Raw genomic sequence first — 18,866 nt, forward strand, 5'->3', positions numbered from 1 at the left:
TTTTAAAAGAATCTAGGAGATCTATATTTTACACCTCTTGATAATTCGTATTGTAACATAATTTCATGAGTTCCTGAATTTGTTACATTATAATTAGATGTTGTTAAATCGTATGAATACCCAACAAGTAAACTTTCCGATGCTTGAAAACCTAAAAGAGCACTTATAGCGTCATCCCATCTCCATCCTAAACCTGCTCTAAATTTGTCTTTAAATAATAAATTAGCCGATACATCTAAAGATAAAGGAGCTCCTGAAACAGCTTTTAATAGTAGTGCTGGTTTAAATTTTAAATCATAATTTATATCATACACATACCCTGCTATTAAGAAAAAATGCATTTTTTCAACAGCTGTTTGCCCTAACTGTTTTTTATTATCATAATGTTCTGACCTTAAAATATTAGGCACTGATAATCCAACATACCATTCTGGTTTATAATAATAAATCCCTGCTCCAATAGTTGGTAAAAATTTACTTATATTTTCTCCAAAAACAGCTTCTTGCTCATCAGCCTTTCCTTTACTCCAATCAATATTTAAAAAACGTCCTCCTAAACGTAAACCAAAAGCTAAATTACCTTCTAAATCGGTTTCAATGGTATATGATGCGTTTGCATCTAAATAAATTTCTTTTGAAGGACCAATTTCATCATTCATTATATTAATTCCTAAACCTAATCCAGAATCCCCTAACGGAGTGTGATAACTTATATTTTGAGTTTTTGGAGCACCTTCAAAACCAACCCACTGCGTTCTTCCTAAAACTGTAATAACACCAAAGTTTTTAGAACCTGCATAGGCAGGATTTACATTCATAGTATTATACATATACTGTGAATATTGAGGATCTTGCTGTGCTGTTACATTTGTTAATACACAAATACTAAAGACAAATACTAAGATTATATTCAAAAATAACTTCATTTTATGTACTTTTATGTTTATTTCTTTTAATAACACTAAAAATATACCTTATACTCCTAATAATAAAGATATTATTCGTAATTTTTGATTACAAATCAACAGCTTTATTTTTGATGTAAAAAATAATATGATAGATAAAAAATTCAAAAACACCATTTTCATAGAAAGATAAGAATACTTAAATTAATTCTAAATAATATCAATCTATTTTTTTAATATTAAACCAAAAAATGTTGAATTACTTTTATTTTTTTTAGTTTTTCAATAGTAAATTTAACATCATTTAGTGTTGTTAATTTACTAAATGAAAAACGTACAGATGTTTTTTCAGTAGCTTTTTCATCTAAAAAAGCTCTCAATACATGAGAACCTTTACTTGCTCCACTCTGACAAGCACTTCCTCCTGAAGCTGCAATTCCTTGTAAATCTAAATTAAAAAGCATCATTTTATCCTGTACAGGAAAACGTACATTTAATATTGTATAACTACTTTTTTCTAAACTTTCAGAAAAACCATTAAATTCAATATTTTTAAACTGTGTTTTCAATTGCTTTATAAAATATTTTTTTACTCCTTCAATATGATTTTTATCTTCCTCTAAATACTCGTACGAAATATCTAAAGCTTTTTCCATTCCTAAAATAGCATGTACATTCTCCGTACTTGCTCTTGCCCCTTTTTCTTGCTTACCTCCGTGTAACAAAGGTTTTATCGAAATACCTTTTTTTACATATGCAAAACCAACACCTTTTGGTCCATGAAATTTATGCGCACTTGCTGCAATAAAATCTATAGGTGTTTTTTGTAAATCTAATTGATAATGTCCAATTGCCTGTACAGTATCAGAATGAAAATAAGCGTTATTCTCTTTACATACTTCAACAACCGCATCAATTGGTAATAAGTTACCTATTTCATTATTTACATACATTAAACTAACCAAAGTTTTTTGTGTTGATTTTTTTAAAATAGTATCTAATTCATTTAATTCAACTTCTCCTTGGTTATTTATAGGGATAAATTCCACAATTATTTGGTGTTTATCTTGAAGATATTGAACAGTTCGTAAAACAGCGTGATGTTCTATTTCAGAAGTAATAATTCTTGTTACACCTAAATTTAAAACAGCATTGTATAATATTAAATTGTCTGCTTCAGTACCACCCGCTGTAAAAATTATTTCACTTGGAGATACGTTAAAATGTTTCGCAATATTTTTTCGTGCTGTTTCAACAGCTGATTTTGCTTTTCTTCCAAATTGATGAACTGAAGATGGATTGCCAAAATTATGTAACATTGATTGTTGCATTACCTCAACAACATCATGCAAAATAGGCGTAGTAGCAGCATTATCTAAATAAATAGTTTTCATAAAGTAAATTAATTTGGGTTTTGAAAAATATAAATTTCAGTAGCTCCTTTACCATATTTTTGATAAGAAGCATCGTAATATTTTACAGGATAATTATTCAATAAATAATCTAATTCCGATTTTAAAGTTCCTTCACCAACTCCGTGAATTAACACAAGTTTTGAAATACTTTTTGAAATACAGTATTCTAATTTATGTTTTGCTGTTTCTAATTGCAACGACAATACATCGTAATTATCCATTCCTCTAGTAGATTTTACTAATTTTTCAGCATGTAAATCTACCTCCATGACTACTTCATTTTTATCCTTTACAAAAAAGGATTTTTTCTTTTTAATTGGTTCTTGAGTTTTTTCTTTCAATAATGATTTGTTAACACGTACATGTTTACTTATCTCATACTGAGACACCTCTATTTTAATTAACTCCGATGCTAGAAAAGGAAACTCCATTCCATCTTCATCTCTAACAAAAAAAAGATCATTTTCTTTTCGTGCTATAACCCCTCTAATATCAGCATCTAATACTGCTACTTTATTTCCTGTTTCTAAACACATACTTAACATTTACTTAATTCAAAAAAAGAGCTTTACATTGTATTTTTGCAATAATTGCATATTACAAAAGAACTGTAAAAAAATGATAAACACTAAAAATATCAATACAAAAATATTCTTTGAAGAAGCTAAAAAAGAAATAACAATTAGTGATACACGTAAAGATCTACTGACTAATATAGCTAACTTAATTATTAGTGAATATAAAGAAAGAGAAAGAATCAATTTAAATTTTATTTGTACTCACAATTCTAGAAGAAGTCAATTCGCACAAGTTTGGAGTTTTTTTGCTATTGAATACTTTAATTTAAAAAATATTTTCGCTTACTCAGGAGGAACAGAAGTTACTGCTTTTCATAGAAACACAGTAAAAAGTTTACAAAAAACAGGTTTTGAATTTAACATTCAAAATTTCTCTCATCAAAACCCAAATTACATAATATCTTTTAAAGGTTCTAAAAATAATATTTTAGGCTTTTCGAAAATCTATGATGACCCTAATAACACCTATCCATATATTGCCATTACAACTTGTGATAGCGCTGATGAAAATTGCCCTTTTATACCCGATGCAATCTCTAGATTTCACTTACCATATTCAGATCCTAAAAGTACTGATAATACAGATTTAGTTACAGAAGGTTATTTAAAAACCAGCAAACAAATTGCTGGCGAAATATTTTTCATTTTTAATATGATAAAAAAAGAACAGTAGTTTACACTACTGTATCTTTATCATATGGTATACTTTTTAATACATGGTTTATTACATTAATACGTGCTATTGTTTTTCTATTTGCTCTAATCACTTTCCATGGTGATGTTGCTGTATTTGTTTTAGAAAACATAGCTCGTTTGTAATCGGTATAATCATCCCAAAGCTCTTGCGCCTTTAAATCTACAGGAGTAATTTTCCATTGTTTTAATGGATTATTCACAATCTCTTTAAAACGTTTTTCTTGTTCTTTTTTATTGATAGACATATAAATTTTTACCAATCGAATACCTGATTCTAAAATCATTCTTTCAAAATCGTTCACCTGATTCATAAAGATATCATGCTCTTCTTTTGTACAAAACCCATTAACAGGTTCAACCACTGCTCTGTTATACCAACTTCTATCAAAAAAAACAATTTCTCCTGCTTTAGGAAACTGCTCTACATATCGTTGAAAATACCATTGTCCTTTTTCGTCTTCATTAGGTTTAGGTAAAGCTACAATTCGCATATGACGTGGATTAATTCTTTCTGTCATTCTACGTATAGCTCCTCCTTTACCAGCAGCATCTCTTCCTTCTAAAATAATAATAATACGTTCATCATTATTAATACCCCAAGTTTGTAAACGAATTAATTCTACTTGTAATTTTTTCAGTTTACGTCCATAGTCTACATAACGAATTGCTTTTTCTAAATTAAACGGTTTAGATAAAATAGCTTTTAACCCTTTATTAGAATTTAATTTATTAACGTCTTTCTGTGTTAAACTCTCCATATTAATCTAAATAATTTGCTGATCGATAATAACGCATTACTATATTAGGATCAGGATTGGTATTGGTATTTAATTTTAATGCTTCATCTACTTCTTCTTGATAATCAAACTGAGATAATACATGTCTGATACACTCTGTTCGTGCTTTCTTTTTGTCATTTGTTTTTACGACTATCCACGGACTATAAGTAGTGTGTGTTCTGGTAAACATTTCGTTTTTATAAAAGGTATATTTAGTCCACAACTCTTGTCCTTTTTTATCAACAGGACTAAACTTCCATCTTTTTAAAGGATTGTCATTTCTTGCATCAAATCGACGCATTTGTTCATCTTTCGAAATAGATAACCAAAACTTAATAATAGTTACTCCGTCTTCGTGTAACATATGTTCAAATTCTGGTACTTGAACCAAGAATTTATTATACTGATCTTTTGAACAGAAATCCATTACAGGTTCAACTACAGCTCTATTATACCAACTTCTATCAAAAAAAACAATTTCTCCTGGGTTTGGTAGTTCTTTAATATAACGTTGAAAATACCATTGTCCTCTTTCAACATCCGTTGGTTTATTTAATGCAACCAAACGCATAGATCTCGGATTTAAATGCTCCATAAAACGACGAATATTCCCTCCTTTTCCTGCAGCATCTCTTCCTTCAAAAATGATAGCTACTCGTTTATTATTCTTAGCAACCCATTGCTGAAGTTTAACTAACTCTATCTGAAGTTTTTTTAATTCTTGTTCATATATTAAATGATCGTTAACCTTGTTAATCGATATTCCTTTTTCTTCAATCAAATTTAATAGTTGCTCATTTGTTGCAACACTTTCAAAATCGGCAATTGTAAGCTTTTCTCTATTTTTCATTTTAACAAATTATGTTGAATTACTACTAATTTAACCCTACATTGCTAAAATAAGACGATATAAACTTCTATGAAACAAAAAATCTTTTTATTTTTAACCCTATACTCTTTCACTCTTTTGTCTCAACAGAAATACAGTAAAGAGTTTAATTTTTTAAATGATAATGATTTATTCATTTCACCAACACAAGACAGGTATTATACAAACGGAGTACTTTTAACCTACCGATATTTAAGTCAAAAAACATCGGAAAACATTGAGAAAAAAACATTTGAAATTCAGCTTGGGCATCATATGTACACGCCATTTAAAGCAACTGTAAATCAATACATGAATCATGATCGACCTTTTGCAGGATATTTATTTGGTAGTTTTGGTATCAATCGATTTTATAAAAATGAAAACATATTAAAAACATCAATACAAGTAGGTACCCTTGGTAGTAATGCTATGAGTAAAGAACTTCAGGATTTTGTGCATACTATATACGGCTATGAAAAAGCAATCGGATGGAAATATCAAATTAAAAAAGCTATTGGTATCAATTTAAATATTGATTATATTAAAAGTTTAGCTAGTAATAATTATTTTGATATTAATTGGGTTAACAGATTAGAATTAGGAACTGTTTATACTAATTTGGCTACAGGTTTTTATGGACGAATTGGATTAAAACCACTTCAAGGAATCATAAATTCAATTGCATTTAACAGTAATTTAAATGATAGTCATACAAATTATCTTAATAAAACTGAATCATTCATTTATTTGAAACCAATGTTTAATTATGTTATGTATGACGCAACAATTGAAGGAAGTTTTTTAAATAATACAAGTCCTATTATTTACGATATTAAACCTTTTAATTTTACCACAGAATTAGGAATACGTTTTACAGTAAATCGTTTTAATTTTGGCTACGCGATAAATTATCACACTAAAAAACTAAAAAGTGTGCGTGTGCCTAACAAAAATTTTTACGGAACAATCCAACTTAATTACCAATTTAATTAAATTATTTATCTAGACGAAAAAATAATTTTTAAAATCATCAAATTAAGATATATTTGTAAATCTAATAAACAGAAAACATACTCAATGAAATTTATCGTATCTAGCTCTCAGTTATTAAAACAATTACAAGTTTTAGGAGGTGTTATAAACAGCAATAACACATTACCTATTTTAGATAACTTCCTGTTCGAACTAACTAATAGTGAACTTCAAGTATCATCGTCAGATCTTGAAACAACGATGAGTTCAATTATAGATGTAGAAAGCAGCGATGCTGGATCAATAGCTATAAACGCTCGTTTATTGTTAGATACCTTAAAAACATTTCCTGAGCAACCACTTACTTTTAATGTAGCAAGTGATAGTATTATTGAAATTATTTCTGAACAAGGTAAATATGATATGGCATATTTTAGCGGAGAAGAATTCCCTAAAGCTGTTGAGTTACCAGCTCCAAGTAGTACAGAAATTCCATCACATATTTTAGCTACTGCAATTTCAAAAACAATTTTCGCAGCAGGAAATGACGATTTAAGACCTGTAATGAGTGGTGTCTTTTTTCAATTCAACGCTAAAGCATTAACTTTTGTTGCTACCGATGCTCATAAGTTAGTAAAATATACTCGTACTGATGTTACTGCCGATAAATCAGCAGAATTCATCATGCCTAAAAAACCTTTAAACTTATTAAAAGGAATTTTAAGTGGATCAGAAAACAATGTTATTGTTGAATATAATGATACAAACGCTAAATTCACTTTTGAAAACGTTGTATTAATTTGTCGTTTAATTGATGGAAAATATCCTAATTACGAAGCTGTAATTCCTAAAGAGAATCCAAATAAATTAACTGTAGATAGAGCTTCTTTTTTAAACTCTGTACGTCGTGTTTCTATTTTCTCTAGTAAAACAACACATCAAATTCGTTTAAAAATGGCAGGAACAGAATTAAATATTTCTGCTGAAGATTTAGATTATTCTAATAAGGCTGATGAACGTTTACATTGTGATTATCAAGGAGATGACATGCAAATCGGATTTAACTCTCGTTTTTTAAGTGAAATGCTTAATAATTTAAATTCAAACGATGTTTTAATTGAAATGTCTTTACCAAATAGAGCAGGAATTTTAACTCCTATTGATGGAACAGATGAAGGTGAACAGGTTACTATGTTAGTTATGCCAGTAATGTTAAACGGATAAAAAACACCTATAAATATAAAAGCCACATATTCAAGTATGTGGCTTTTTTTGTATCAATCAATTATTGTACATTTATTTCTTAACAATTTTCACTAAAAAAAAAGATAAATAGTTGTAATTTTACCTTTTTTCAAAACTAGTTATAAGAAGATTTTAACTGTATTCAAATTTATTTAAAGCAATTGCATACTCGTACTCTCATATTCGTTTTTTGGAGTCTTTTTTTGAGCCAAATGTCAGTTGCTCAAAAAGATTCTATAGCTGTAAAAGTTAATCAACTACAAATAAGTAGTGACAAATACAATCCGTTATCTCCAACAAAAGCAGCTTTTTATTCAGCTATTTTTCCTGGAGGCGGACAAATTTATAATAAAAAATATTGGAAAGCTCCTATTGTTTGGGCTGCTATTGGTACTAGTGTTTATTTTTATGTAGATAATAGTAATCAATATGATAAATATAGAACTGCTTTTAAACTAAGAACACAAGGTTTAAAAGATGAATTTACTGATGATACAGGAAAAGAATTAATCTCTACTCCTGGTTTAGAAAATGCACAAAAAGTACTTCGAAAAAATAGAGACTTATCTCTTTTAACAGGTGTTTTATTATATGTCTTACAAATTGTTGAAGCGAGTGTAAATGCTCACTTATTACAATTTAATACGGATGACAGTTTATCATTACAACCAATGGTATATCCAGATCCATTATTTATAGAAGCACCCAAAGTTGGTTTAACTTTAAAATATTCTTTTTAATATGAAAATAGCATTACTTGGTTATGGTAAAATGGGTAAAGAAATTGAAAGAATTTCTTTACAAAGAGGTCACGAAATAGTTATAAAAGACTCAGGAGTAGAAAAATACGATATCACAGATGCTGATGTTGCTATTGATTTTAGCATCCCTGATGTTGCTTTTAAAAATATTAGTCTTTGTTTAAACAACAACGTACCTGTTGTTTCAGGAACAACTGGTTGGTTAGATAAATATGATTCAGCTGTTGAATTATGTAACCAAAATAAAGGTGCGTTTATTTATGCATCAAACTTTAGTTTAGGTGTTAATGTTTTTTTTGAACTTAACAAACAGCTTGCTAAAATGATGAGCACTTTAGATGAGTATAATATTTCTATTGAAGAAATTCATCATACTCAAAAATTAGATGCACCAAGTGGAACAGCAATTACTTTAGCTGAAGGAATTATTGAACACAGTAAGAATAAAAAAGCTTGGGAATTAGATACTAAAACATCCGAAGAAAATATTCCTATTACAGCTATCAGAACACCCGAAGTACCAGGAACTCATACTACAAGTTATAGTTCTTCTATTGATACTATCGATATAAAACACACCGCTCATAACAGACAAGGTTTTGCTTTAGGTGCTGTTGTTGCAGCTGAATGGTTAGTTGATAAAAAAGGGGTTCACACTATGAGAGATGTGTTAAATTTAGGTTAATTACGTAACAAATACCTAATAAAACACACTAATAACATTGAATTAGATTCCTAATATTAGGAACACAAAATAGATATATTATGACATTTATAGAATGGTTTATATTCTTCTTAATAGTACAAGTTATTCATTTTTTAGGAACTTGGAAATTGTATGTTAAAGCTGGTAGAAAAGCTTGGGAAGCAGCAATACCTGTTTATAACGCAATTGTTTTAATGCAAATAATTAATCGACCAAAATGGTGGGTAATTTTATTATTTGTTCCTGTTGTAAACTTATTAATGTTCCCTATTCTTTGGATAGAAACTTGTAGAAGTTTCGGTTTTAACAAAAGAACTGATACATTATTAGCCGTTTTTACCTTAGGATTTTATATCTATTATATCAACTATATTACAAAAACACCTTATATAGAAAACAGAAGTTTACAACCAAATTCTCCTTTAGGAGAATGGGTAAGTTCTATTGCATTTGCTATTATCGCAGCCACTTTGGTTCACACGTATTTTATGCAACCTTACACGATTCCTACTTCTTCTTTAGAAAAAACGTTATTAGTAGGAGATTATTTATTTGTCAGTAAATTTCATTACGGAGCTCGTATACCAACTACCACTATAGCAGCTCCAATGGCACATGATACGCTTCCTATTTTAGGTACAAAATCTTTTATTTCTGATGATAAAAATAAAGATGGATTTTTAAATAAAGCATCGTTACCTTACATGAGAATCCCAGGTTTTCAGAAAATTAAACGTAACGATATTGTTGTGTTTAGTTGGCCTTCGGATAGTTTAAAAACTATGTGGGGAGATAAATCGGGCGTAGCAACTTATAAACCTATTGATAAAAAAACAAATTATGTAAAAAGAGCCACTGGTATTGCTGGTGATACTTTAGAAGTTCGTGATGGTTACGTATTTATCAATGGTAAAAAAACAGTTTTACCAGATAGAGCAAAACCACAATGGTATTTTAAAGTAGATACACAAGGTAAAAAATTATCTAACGAAACTATACGTGAATTTAACAGAAATGGTGAAGGACAAATGTCTAACGATGGCATTTATTATCTTAATTTAACTGATGATGAAGCAACTTCTTTAAGAAAAAACACTATTGTAAAAAGCGTTACAAAATATTTAACGCCAAGTGGAACATACGATGCATCTGTTTTTCCTCATAGCCCTAAATACGCTTGGTCAAATGATAATTTCGGACCACTTTATATTCCAAAAGCAGGAGTTACAGTTGCCTTAAATGAAGATACAATTCCGTTTTATGAGCAAATTATCCGAAGATACGAAAACAATGATTTAACAATTTTTGGAGATGATATTTACATCAACGGAAAAAAAGCAGAAAGCTATACTTTTAAGCAAGATTATTACTGGATGATGGGAGACAATCGTCAAAAATCATTGGATGCAAGAAGCTGGGGATATGTACCTTTTGATCATGTTGTTGGTAAACCTGTAATGATTTGGTTAAGTTGGAATCCTAATGCACCTGGTTTTGTATCTAAAATAAACTCTATTCGTTGGGATAGAATGTTTACAACCGTAGGCGGTAGCGGAAAACCTACTTCTTATTTATGGTTAGCAATAATGCTTATTGCAGGTTACACATTTTATAGTTTTAAAAAAGGTAAAAAGAAATAATTAAAATGTCACTTTTTATACCAACATACTTTGCTCCTATTTCGCAATACGCAACAATTTATAACGCTGATTCGGTAGTTTTTGAATTTGATGATAATTATCAAAAACAAACCTATCGAAACCGATGTTATATTTATGGTGCTAACGGAAAATTATCATTAAATATTCCTGTAAAACATCTTTATAAAGAAGACAGAAAAAAAACAAAAGATACCTTAGTTGATAATGAATCACAGTGGCAAACACAACACTTTAAATCATTACAATCAGCTTATAAATCATCGCCTTTTTTTGAATTTTTTGAAGATGATATTGCTAAAATATTTCATAAAAAATATACGTATTTACAAGATGTAAATATTGATACACATTTATTTATTACAGATGCTTTACAAATTACGGAATCGTTTACAAAAACCGAAGTTTATGAAGTAACACCAAATATTCCAGATTTTAGAAATTTAGCAATCGCTAAAAAAGGTATTGAAATTGAAATGGAACGTTATATTCAAATTTTTGATGATAAACATGGCTTTATTCCTAATTTATCTATCTTAGATTTACTTTTTATGGAAGGACCAAATACGAGTACTTTTTTAGAAAATATTAAAATTTAAACTATACTAAAAAACAACTTATTACCTTTAAATTTTACACAAAAAAATCTCAGATAAATTAATTTATCTGAGATTTTTAATTTTATTTTTTATCGCTTAAAAAATTACTACGGATAAAAAATTTCATCAATATTCCTTAAAACCTCCAGCAAACAATACGTGTTACTTTATTTCCTTGGCTCATAGGAATTACTTTAAATTCTTTTACTTTTAGTTTTTTAGCAGAATCTTGTAAACTTTTTACATTTTCTTTTTTTGATACTAAACTAGTAAACCATTTACTCAATTCTGGTTGTAATGAACTTTCGTATAAATAAGTATGTAAAAAAGCTTTTTCACCTCCTAAATAGCATAATTCATTTGAGTTTCCTGCAAAATTACGAACTGTATTATTTCCTAAATTCCTCGATTTTCTTCTATTTGCACCTCTTGCTTCTTCTTCCGATTTATAAAACGGAGGATTACACATTGTTAAAGTAAAAGCATCATCTTCTTCTGTTATTCCTTTTAAAATATTTAACTCATCAAATTGTTGGCGTAATTTAATTTTAGCATCTAAATTATTATCATCAATAATATCTTGTGAATAATCTAATGAATCTAAATCTATATCAGTTGCTACAAAATTCCAATTATAAATAGAAGTACCTAATAACGGATACACACAACTTGCACCTGTACCAATATCTAACACAGTTACATCTTTTTCATCAGCAATTAAATCGGCTAAATGATGAATATAATCTACTCTACCCGGAATTGGAGGACATAAATTTTCATCAGGAAAATTCCAATCTTTAATATTATAATAAGCAAATAACAATGCTTTATTAAATTCTTTAACAGCAACAGGGTCTGAAAAATCAATAGTTTCTTTATCAAATTTTTCAATAACAAAGGCTGAAATCTGAGGATACTTTTCTTTTAAAAATTTAAAATCGTATCCGTTTTTGTGCTTGTTATTTTCGTGTAATCCTTTTTTATCTTCCATCTAAAATATCAGTACTGTAAATTCTAATTGTAAAGGTTTTAAGCCTTTTTTTAACTCTTTTATTAAAGTATTTCCATAGGATAAATAATATTCAGAAAAATTACGCTGACGCTCTTCTAAACTTCCATTTGGTAATATTTCATTTTGTAATAATGTAATTCTATCTACTAAATTTTTATGATTGCGTTTTTCTGCTCGTAACCAACGTTTTTCTAAATTATCTAATCCTTTTAATTGTTTTTTTTCTTGTGCATTTACAGCTCCTACAAACGATATATCTGTTTTTTCGGCAAAGGATTTTAAACTAACAAATTGTTCTTTTAAAAACTCTTTTTGTTTGGTGAAATCTATTTTTTCTTCGGATACTTCTAATATTTTATTTTTAAGTAAGATATTTTGTTTCAAAAAAATCTCTTCTAATGAAATTGATAATTTATCTAATTTACCAGCTTGTTTTTCAGAAATTATTTGTGCCGAATTTCGTAATAATAAAATTGGAAAAGGCACTTTAACTTCTTCAAAATAACTTTTTAATTCTAACCAATAAGCTAATTCTCCACCTCCACCAACATAGCAAAGATTCGGCAAAATTACTTCTTGATACAACGGACGCATAATTACATTTGGCGAAAATCGCTCAGGAAATTCATTAACTTCTTTTAATAATTCATCTAAATCCCAAGAAATACTTGTGTCATTTACTTTATAAATATTATCTTCATAAATAATACGCTCTCGAATTTCATCTGTTAAATAAAATAAATTAATTTCTCTCGGATTTACTTGGATTTTATAATTTTCACCTAAAGATTTAATCGTTTCTGTAACTTTTTTATACGATGTTTGATTTTTTAATTCTGTTTCTATAAACGGAATAAGCTCACGTTTTAATTCTCGTTCATCTGCATCAATAATTACCAAACCATATTCACCAAATAATTCATTGGCAATATAACGAGTTGCATCGGCTAAATTAGCACACTTTATATATGCTTCTTCAAATAATTTCTTTAGATATTCAGCATTTTTTGATGTTCCTAAATGATTCGATAAAACCTCTAAAACATCTGCTAATCCTTCGGTTGAAAAACGTCCTACCCCACCTGTTTGCGTAGAATTCCATTGTACTTTTTTACCTTTAAAATTGAAGTAATTAATTTCATCAAAATCATGATCTTCTGTTGCCATCCAATAAATAGGAACAAAATTTTCTTTCGGATTTTTAGCCTTTAAATCTTCACATAAATTAATAACAGAAATTATTTTATATAAAAAATATAACGGTCCTGTAAATAAATTTAACTGATGTCCTGTGGTTATTGTAAAGGTATTTTCTAAAGATAAACTAGCAATATTTTGAGCCGTATTTGCTGTTGTTGTTACTTTTAAATATTGTTTTTCTAAAGTACTAACAAGTGTTTTTCTTTGTTTTATTGAAAAACTAGCTTTTTTAGTTTTTATTTGATTTTTAAATCCTTCTGAAGATGAAAAATTAGCATAAAAAGGTTTTATTTCTGAAGATTGCTCTAAGTAATCTAACATTGTTTTAGAGAAAAAACCAGTCTTTTTAAAAGGAATATGTGTTACTTTCATATACTTATTTTTTCTTGAAGTTTACAATCATTATCATTTATAATCATGGTTCAAAAATACTAAAATTTGATGCTAAGTCGAAAACAAAACAATAATCTAACAGATTTTTAACTACATTATTTTTTAAATCAGAGATTTTGTTATTTTTACAATGAATTTAGGTTTTTATGCTGTAATTTAATTATTTGTAAAAATGCCTAGCCCCGATTGAAGCAATTGTTTGAGCTCCTTTTTTTGATTTTTCTTCAAAAAAAGAGCGAGTGCGGAAAGCGGGAAATTGCTTCAATTTAATCTTATTGTTTTTAATAAAAAAAATATTCATTAAAAAAATACACTTAACAGTAAAAAAATATGCAATTTAAACATCCTGAAATTTTATACTTCTTATTTTTTTTACTGATTCCGATATTGATTCACTTATTTCAATTACAACGTTTTGAAAAAGTTACGTTTACCAATGTTGCTATTTTAAAAAAATTAGTAACACAAACCCGAAAAAGTTCACGCATAAAAAAATGGCTGATTTTAGCAACTCGTTTATTATTGCTTACCGCTTTAATTTTAGCTTTTGCACAACCTTATTTTAGCAATCATAAAAGTGATGAACAACAACATTTTTTTATTTATTTAGATAATTCATTAAGTACAAATACAGCAGGTGAAAAAGGTGATTTATTACAAATTTCAGCTCAAGAAATTATTGAAAACACTTCAGAAAAACCTACATATTCTTTATTAACAAATGATGCTTATCATCAAAATAAAACAGCTTCAGAATTAAAAAACATTTTATTAGAAGTTAAAAATACCGCTAAAAAAATAGCTTTAGAAACTGTATTATTAAAAATTTCGAGTGAACAACTAAAAAATAAAAACACTAAAAATATTATTATTTCTGATTTTCAGAATGTAAAAAACACAGCACTCAATCAGTTACCTAAAAATACTTCTTTCGTAAAATTAAATCCGCAAGAAAAAAATAATTTATCTATTGATAGTATTTTTGTAAACACAAATAATTCAAGTAATTTCGAAATACAAATTGTTGTTAAAAATCAAGGAAATGCAAAAAAAGAAGTTCCTATTGCTATCTACAACAAAGAAAAATTAATAAATAAACAGCTGTTTTCTATCGAAGAAAATGAAACTAAAAAAGTTGTTTTTTCTATTATTAATACTTCCGATTTTTTAGGTAAAATTGAATTAAATTTTAAAGATACTTATTCTTTTGATAATTCTTTTTATTTCGCGATTAATACAAATTCTAAAATTAAAGTTTTGTCTATTGGTAAAAATGCTAACTTTTTAAAACGAATTTATAGTAATGATGAATTTGATTTTACAGCTTTAAATACACAAAAGTTAAATTATAATTTAATTCCGAAACAACATCTTATTGTTTTAAATGAAATTGATAATTTATCAGAAACACTTATTAAAAGTCTAATTGATTATTCTAAAAAAGGTGGAAATTTAGTTATTATTCCATCTAAAAACGCAACAATTTCTTCTTATAATAGTTTATTAAATCGACTTGAAATAGGAAATATCAACTCATTAAATGACAATCAAAAAAATGATAGCTTAAAAATTACAGATATTAATTACAAACATCCATTATTTAAAAATGTGTTTGAGAAAAAAGTGCGTAATTTTCAATATCCTTTTGTAAAAACAGCTTATAATACTACTTTTAAAAACACCAATACTATTGTTTCTTTTGAAAACAAAAAACCATTTATACAACAAATAAATACGGTGAATTCAAAAGTTTATTTTTTAGCATCTCCGCTTAATAAAGAAGAAAGTAATTTTATAAATTCACCTTTAATTGTTCCTGTTTTTTATACTATTGGAAAACAAAGTTTACAACTATCTAAAGGATATTATATTACTGATAAACAAAATGTTATTTCTATTGATAAGATTATTTCTAAAAATGAAATGCTATCTATTTCAAATAATGAAATTTCATTTATTCCGCTACAACAAACACTTCAAAATAGTATAAAAATTACAACAACAGACCAACCATTAACAGCTGGATTTTATCAAATAAAACAACAAGAAAATATTTTAAAAAATATTGCTTTTAATTATCCGAAGAAAGAAAGTTTGTTAAACTTTTTAGATATTACAACTACTGAAAACCAAAAAATTTCTACATCAGTAAAGCAAACGTTAATAAATAGTAACAACGAATACAAAATTCAATGGCTTTGGAAATGGTTTTTAGTGATTGCCATTGTATCTTTGCTTGTTGAAATTTTGATCTTAAAATTCTTTAAACCATGACAACGCTATTAAAATCGGCAACTATTATTGATGCGCATAGCCCTTACCACCAACAAACTAAAGATATTTTAATTACTGACGGAATTATTACTAAAATTGATAGTAATATTACCGATAAAGAAGAATATCAAATTATAAAACTTGATAATTTACATGTTTCTACAGGTTGGTTTGACACCAGTGTTTCTTTAGGTGAACCTGGATATGAAGAACGTGAAACTATTAAAAATGGTTTACAAGTAGCTGGTAAAAGCGGATTTACAGATATTGCCGTAAACCCAAATACAAATCCTGTTATTGATAACAAAGCAGCTGTTGAATTTCTAATTTATAGAGCCAACGGATTTGCCACAAATGTATACCCAATCGGTACGTTAACTCAAGGATCGAAAGGTATTGAAATGGCGGAATTATATGACATGCAACAATCTGGTGCTATCGCTTTTGGTGATTATAAAAAACCAATAGCAAATGATAATTTACTGAAAGTAGCCTTACTTTATACCCAAAATTTTAACGGATTAGCACTTAGTTTTCCTAAAAACAACGCAATTGCTGGAGAAGGTGTTGTTCATGAAGGTAAAAACAGTACACTTTTAGGATTAAAAGGAATTCCTGCTTTAGCTGAAGAATTACAAGTTTCTCGTGATTTATTTTTATTAGAATATACAGGCGGAAAATTACATATTCCAACTATTTCAACTAAAAAATCAGTACAATTAATTAAAGAAGCTAAAAAGAAAGGATTGAATGTTAGCTGTAGTGTAGCCATTCATAACTTATTTTTAACAGATGATGAATTACATCAATTTGATGGAAATAAAAAAGTGAATCCGCCTTTAAGAACTTCGGATGATATCAAAGCATTATTAAAAGGTGTTAAAGATGGTACAATCGATATGATTACATCAGATCATAATCCGATTGATATAGAACATAAAAAAGTAGAGTTTTCAAATGCAAAAGATGGAACTATCGGTTTAGAAACTGCTTTTGGAGTTTTAAATTCAGTATTAGATTTAGAAACTATTGTAACTTGTTTATCTGATAATCCGAAAGAACGTTTTGGACTTCAAAAAACAAGTATCAAGGAAAATGAAATTGCTAATTTATCTATTTTTAATCCTGAAGGAACTCATATTTTTAGTGAAAAAGATATTTTATCAACTTCAAAAAACAGTATCTTTTTAGAGAAAAAATTAAAAGGAAAAGTATATGGTATTTTTAATAATAAACAATTAATTTTAAATATATAACTATGGAAAACTATACTGTGAAAGAAGGAAAAACAAATGCTATAATTAGTCATTTTTTAATTATAGGAACTATTATTGCTTTCGTATTAAATCTTAATACTAAAAATACTTTTACAAGCTTTTACATTAGACAAGTGTTAGGTTTACACATCCTTTCTTCTCTAAACGCATGGCTAGTTTATAAATATTTAGGTGGTTTTATTGGTTGGGCTATAAGTATCGTTTTATTGATTCTTTGGATAATTAGTTTTATGGGAGTCTTAAAAGGAGAAGAAAAGAAAATACCTCTTTTGGGAGATCAATTTCAAGATTGGTTTAAAAATATTTAAACAAAAAACACATAACAAACATGCAAATAATTAATTTATTTGCATGTTTTTTTATTAAAAAACATTTATTTAGATGCTAAATTATATTGTAAGAGAGCCTAAACAGGCAACTACTAATCCGCCATTATTAATTTTACTACACGGATATGGTAGTAATGAAGAAGATTTATTTTCGTTTGCCCAAGAACTACCTGAAAACATGCTAATTGTTAGCGCACAAGCTCCTTATACTATGGGTGGTGGTGCTTTTGCTTGGTATGCAATTAATTTTGATGCCAATGATGAAAAATTTTCTGATTTAGAACAAGCAAAAGAATCTGTTGATAAAATTTCAGATTTTATTGATGAAATTAAAGCAAAATACAATACGAATCCTGATAAAACATTTTTGTTAGGTTTTAGTCAAGGAGCTATTTTAAGTTATGCATTAAGTCTTAATTATCCGAATAAAATACAACATGTAATTGCATTAAGTGGTCATATTAATGAAGGCTTAGTTCCTGAAAAAATAGCACCAAGTAATACTGATTATTATATTTCTCATGGAACTGTTGATCAAGTAATTCCTGTTGATTGGGCAAGAAAAGCACCTGTATTTTTAAATGCTAACAATTTAAAAAATGATTATTCAGAATATAATGTAGGTCATGGTGTTGCACCTCAAAATTTTTATAGCTTTAAAAAATGGATAGAAAACCGTTTATAAAAAATTAAATTATAATAAAAAAACCGAGCTTTAAAACTCGGTTTTTTATTTTATCCTAAAATTTGACTTGCGTGTTCTTTCGTTTTTACTTTACTAATAACGTCTTTAATAATTCCATTTTCATCAATAACAAAAGTTGTTCTATGGATACCATCATACTCACGTCCCATAAATTTTTTAGGTCCCCAAATACCAAAAGCATTAATCACTTCTTTTTGTTCATCTGCTAATAATGGAAAAGGTAAATCATGTTTATTAATCCAATTTTGTTGACGCTTTGCAGAATCAGCACTTGCACCTAAAATAGCATATCCTTTTGCTAAAAAAGACTGATAATTATCTCTTAAATCACAAGCTTCATTTGTACAACCAGGTGTACTTGCCTTCGGATAAAAAAATAATACTAACTTTTTTCCTTTGTAATCAGAAAGTTTCACTGTATTTCCTTTTTCATCAACAGACTCGAAACTAGGTGCCTTATCTCCTACTTTTAATGTTGTCATAATTTGTA

The 18,866-nt window shown here is 27.9% G+C and carries 19 protein-coding genes; 11 read left to right on the forward strand and 8 right to left on the reverse strand.

Going from position 1 to position 18,866, the window contains the following annotated elements:
- Window positions 1–2: 2 nt before the first annotated feature.
- The 3 genes from AB0T67_RS04455 to AB0T67_RS04465 form a co-directional block, all read right to left on the reverse strand.
- Complete coding sequence (locus AB0T67_RS04455; RefSeq protein WP_369219322.1) at window positions 3–926, reverse strand: PorP/SprF family type IX secretion system membrane protein; 924 nt, start codon at window positions 924–926, stop codon at window positions 3–5.
- Window positions 927–1,144: 218 nt separating this feature from the next.
- The gene (locus AB0T67_RS04460; protein ID WP_369219323.1) at window positions 1,145–2,299 is read right to left on the reverse strand and encodes a cysteine desulfurase family protein; all 1,155 of its coding nucleotides are present in this window, start codon (window positions 2,297–2,299) and stop codon (window positions 1,145–1,147) included.
- Window positions 2,300–2,307: 8 nt separating this feature from the next.
- On the reverse strand, window positions 2,308–2,856 hold the full coding sequence (locus tag AB0T67_RS04465; RefSeq protein ID WP_369219324.1) for a Smr/MutS family protein: 549 nt from the start codon (window positions 2,854–2,856) through the stop codon (window positions 2,308–2,310).
- Between the two features lie 82 nt (window positions 2,857–2,938).
- On the opposite strand from AB0T67_RS04465, the gene AB0T67_RS04470 reads away from it, so the two are divergent.
- Window positions 2,939–3,571 carry a low molecular weight phosphatase family protein gene (locus tag AB0T67_RS04470; protein ID WP_369219325.1) on the forward strand — a complete coding sequence of 211 codons (633 nt, stop codon included), beginning with the start codon at window positions 2,939–2,941 and terminating at the stop codon, window positions 3,569–3,571.
- A gap of 1 nt (window position 3,572) precedes the next feature.
- Here AB0T67_RS04470 and ppk2 (AB0T67_RS04475) read toward each other — a convergent pair whose 3' ends face one another.
- Both ppk2 (AB0T67_RS04475) and ppk2 (AB0T67_RS04480) read right to left on the reverse strand, forming a co-directional pair.
- Entirely contained in the window at window positions 3,573–4,352 is a 780-nt protein-coding gene (gene ppk2, locus AB0T67_RS04475) for a polyphosphate kinase 2 (protein WP_369219326.1), read from the reverse strand.
- 1 nt (window position 4,353) lies between these two features.
- Window positions 4,354–5,223 carry a polyphosphate kinase 2 gene (ppk2, locus tag AB0T67_RS04480; protein ID WP_271231603.1) on the reverse strand — a complete coding sequence of 290 codons (870 nt, stop codon included), beginning with the start codon at window positions 5,221–5,223 and terminating at the stop codon, window positions 4,354–4,356.
- Window positions 5,224–5,292: 69 nt separating this feature from the next.
- Between ppk2 (AB0T67_RS04480) and AB0T67_RS04485 the strand changes: the two genes are divergently transcribed.
- The 6 genes from AB0T67_RS04485 to AB0T67_RS04510 all read left to right on the forward strand — a co-directional run bounded on the left by AB0T67_RS04485 (window position 5,293) and on the right by AB0T67_RS04510 (window position 11,185).
- Window positions 5,293–6,237 carry a lipid A deacylase LpxR family protein gene (locus AB0T67_RS04485; RefSeq protein WP_369219327.1) on the forward strand — a complete coding sequence of 315 codons (945 nt, stop codon included), beginning with the start codon at window positions 5,293–5,295 and terminating at the stop codon, window positions 6,235–6,237.
- 84 nt (window positions 6,238–6,321) lie between these two features.
- Window positions 6,322–7,440, forward strand: coding sequence for a DNA polymerase III subunit beta (gene dnaN, locus AB0T67_RS04490; protein WP_369219328.1), 1,119 nt, complete (start codon window positions 6,322–6,324; stop codon window positions 7,438–7,440).
- A 233-nt stretch (window positions 7,441–7,673) separates the two neighbouring features.
- Window positions 7,674–8,201: a DUF5683 domain-containing protein gene (locus tag AB0T67_RS04495; RefSeq protein WP_369219329.1), complete on the forward strand. Its 528-nt coding sequence runs from the start codon at window positions 7,674–7,676 to the stop codon at window positions 8,199–8,201.
- Between the two features lies 1 nt (window position 8,202).
- Window positions 8,203–8,907: a 4-hydroxy-tetrahydrodipicolinate reductase gene (gene dapB / locus AB0T67_RS04500; protein ID WP_369219330.1), complete on the forward strand. Its 705-nt coding sequence runs from the start codon at window positions 8,203–8,205 to the stop codon at window positions 8,905–8,907.
- Window positions 8,908–8,987: 80 nt separating this feature from the next.
- On the forward strand, window positions 8,988–10,568 hold the full coding sequence (lepB, locus tag AB0T67_RS04505; RefSeq protein ID WP_369219331.1) for a signal peptidase I: 1,581 nt from the start codon (window positions 8,988–8,990) through the stop codon (window positions 10,566–10,568).
- 5 nt (window positions 10,569–10,573) lie between these two features.
- Entirely contained in the window at window positions 10,574–11,185 is a 612-nt protein-coding gene (locus AB0T67_RS04510; RefSeq protein WP_369219332.1) for a WbqC family protein, read from the forward strand.
- Between the two features lie 136 nt (window positions 11,186–11,321).
- On the opposite strand, the gene rlmF is transcribed toward AB0T67_RS04510, so the two are convergent.
- Complete coding sequence (gene rlmF, locus AB0T67_RS04515) at window positions 11,322–12,176, reverse strand: 23S rRNA (adenine(1618)-N(6))-methyltransferase RlmF (protein ID WP_369219333.1); 855 nt, start codon at window positions 12,174–12,176, stop codon at window positions 11,322–11,324.
- The gene (bshC, locus tag AB0T67_RS04520) at window positions 12,177–13,769 is read right to left on the reverse strand and encodes a bacillithiol biosynthesis cysteine-adding enzyme BshC (protein ID WP_369219334.1); all 1,593 of its coding nucleotides are present in this window, start codon (window positions 13,767–13,769) and stop codon (window positions 12,177–12,179) included.
- Window positions 13,770–14,120: 351 nt separating this feature from the next.
- On the opposite strand from bshC, the gene AB0T67_RS04525 reads away from it, so the two are divergent.
- The 4 genes from AB0T67_RS04525 to AB0T67_RS04540 all read left to right on the forward strand — a co-directional run bounded on the left by AB0T67_RS04525 (window position 14,121) and on the right by AB0T67_RS04540 (window position 18,355).
- Window positions 14,121–16,064 (forward strand): BatA domain-containing protein, encoded by a 1,944-nt coding sequence (locus tag AB0T67_RS04525; protein WP_369219335.1) that lies wholly within the window; start codon window positions 14,121–14,123, stop codon window positions 16,062–16,064.
- Window positions 16,061–17,320: a dihydroorotase gene (locus AB0T67_RS04530; protein WP_369219336.1), complete on the forward strand. Its 1,260-nt coding sequence runs from the start codon at window positions 16,061–16,063 to the stop codon at window positions 17,318–17,320. The genes AB0T67_RS04525 and AB0T67_RS04530 overlap by 4 nt, the downstream gene beginning before the upstream one ends.
- Window positions 17,321–17,322: 2 nt before the next feature.
- Window positions 17,323–17,649 carry a hypothetical protein gene (locus tag AB0T67_RS04535; protein ID WP_369219337.1) on the forward strand — a complete coding sequence of 109 codons (327 nt, stop codon included), beginning with the start codon at window positions 17,323–17,325 and terminating at the stop codon, window positions 17,647–17,649.
- A gap of 73 nt (window positions 17,650–17,722) precedes the next feature.
- Window positions 17,723–18,355, forward strand: a complete 633-nt coding sequence (locus AB0T67_RS04540) for an alpha/beta hydrolase (RefSeq protein WP_369219338.1) — start codon at window positions 17,723–17,725, stop codon at window positions 18,353–18,355.
- A 50-nt stretch (window positions 18,356–18,405) separates the two neighbouring features.
- Here AB0T67_RS04540 and bcp read toward each other — a convergent pair whose 3' ends face one another.
- Entirely contained in the window at window positions 18,406–18,858 is a 453-nt protein-coding gene (gene bcp / locus AB0T67_RS04545) for a thioredoxin-dependent thiol peroxidase (RefSeq protein WP_369219339.1), read from the reverse strand.
- Window positions 18,859–18,866: the final 8 nt, after the last annotated feature.

Origin of the sequence: Tenacibaculum salmonis (assembly GCF_041053065.1) — a bacterium.
Taxonomy (GTDB): domain Bacteria; phylum Bacteroidota; class Bacteroidia; order Flavobacteriales; family Flavobacteriaceae; genus Polaribacter; species Polaribacter pacificus_A.

Coding starts and splice junctions, on each gene's coding strand:
- AB0T67_RS04455 (WP_369219322.1), bottom strand. CDS start 926: ATGAAGTTATTTTTGAATATAATCTTAGTATTTGTCTTTAGTATTTGT.
- AB0T67_RS04460 (WP_369219323.1), bottom strand. CDS start 2,299: ATGAAAACTATTTATTTAGATAATGCTGCTACTACGCCTATTTTGCAT.
- AB0T67_RS04465 (WP_369219324.1), bottom strand. CDS start 2,856: ATGTGTTTAGAAACAGGAAATAAAGTAGCAGTATTAGATGCTGATATT.
- AB0T67_RS04470 (WP_369219325.1), top strand. CDS start 2,939: ATGATAAACACTAAAAATATCAATACAAAAATATTCTTTGAAGAAGCT.
- ppk2 (WP_369219326.1), bottom strand. CDS start 4,352: ATGGAGAGTTTAACACAGAAAGACGTTAATAAATTAAATTCTAATAAA.
- ppk2 (WP_271231603.1), bottom strand. CDS start 5,223: ATGAAAAATAGAGAAAAGCTTACAATTGCCGATTTTGAAAGTGTTGCA.
- AB0T67_RS04485 (WP_369219327.1), top strand. CDS start 5,293: ATGAAACAAAAAATCTTTTTATTTTTAACCCTATACTCTTTCACTCTT.
- dnaN (WP_369219328.1), top strand. CDS start 6,322: ATGAAATTTATCGTATCTAGCTCTCAGTTATTAAAACAATTACAAGTT.
- AB0T67_RS04495 (WP_369219329.1), top strand. CDS start 7,674: ATGTCAGTTGCTCAAAAAGATTCTATAGCTGTAAAAGTTAATCAACTA.
- dapB (WP_369219330.1), top strand. CDS start 8,203: ATGAAAATAGCATTACTTGGTTATGGTAAAATGGGTAAAGAAATTGAA.
- lepB (WP_369219331.1), top strand. CDS start 8,988: ATGACATTTATAGAATGGTTTATATTCTTCTTAATAGTACAAGTTATT.
- AB0T67_RS04510 (WP_369219332.1), top strand. CDS start 10,574: ATGTCACTTTTTATACCAACATACTTTGCTCCTATTTCGCAATACGCA.
- rlmF (WP_369219333.1), bottom strand. CDS start 12,176: ATGGAAGATAAAAAAGGATTACACGAAAATAACAAGCACAAAAACGGA.
- bshC (WP_369219334.1), bottom strand. CDS start 13,769: ATGAAAGTAACACATATTCCTTTTAAAAAGACTGGTTTTTTCTCTAAA.
- AB0T67_RS04525 (WP_369219335.1), top strand. CDS start 14,121: ATGCAATTTAAACATCCTGAAATTTTATACTTCTTATTTTTTTTACTG.
- AB0T67_RS04530 (WP_369219336.1), top strand. CDS start 16,061: ATGACAACGCTATTAAAATCGGCAACTATTATTGATGCGCATAGCCCT.
- AB0T67_RS04535 (WP_369219337.1), top strand. CDS start 17,323: ATGGAAAACTATACTGTGAAAGAAGGAAAAACAAATGCTATAATTAGT.
- AB0T67_RS04540 (WP_369219338.1), top strand. CDS start 17,723: ATGCTAAATTATATTGTAAGAGAGCCTAAACAGGCAACTACTAATCCG.
- bcp (WP_369219339.1), bottom strand. CDS start 18,858: ATGACAACATTAAAAGTAGGAGATAAGGCACCTAGTTTCGAGTCTGTT.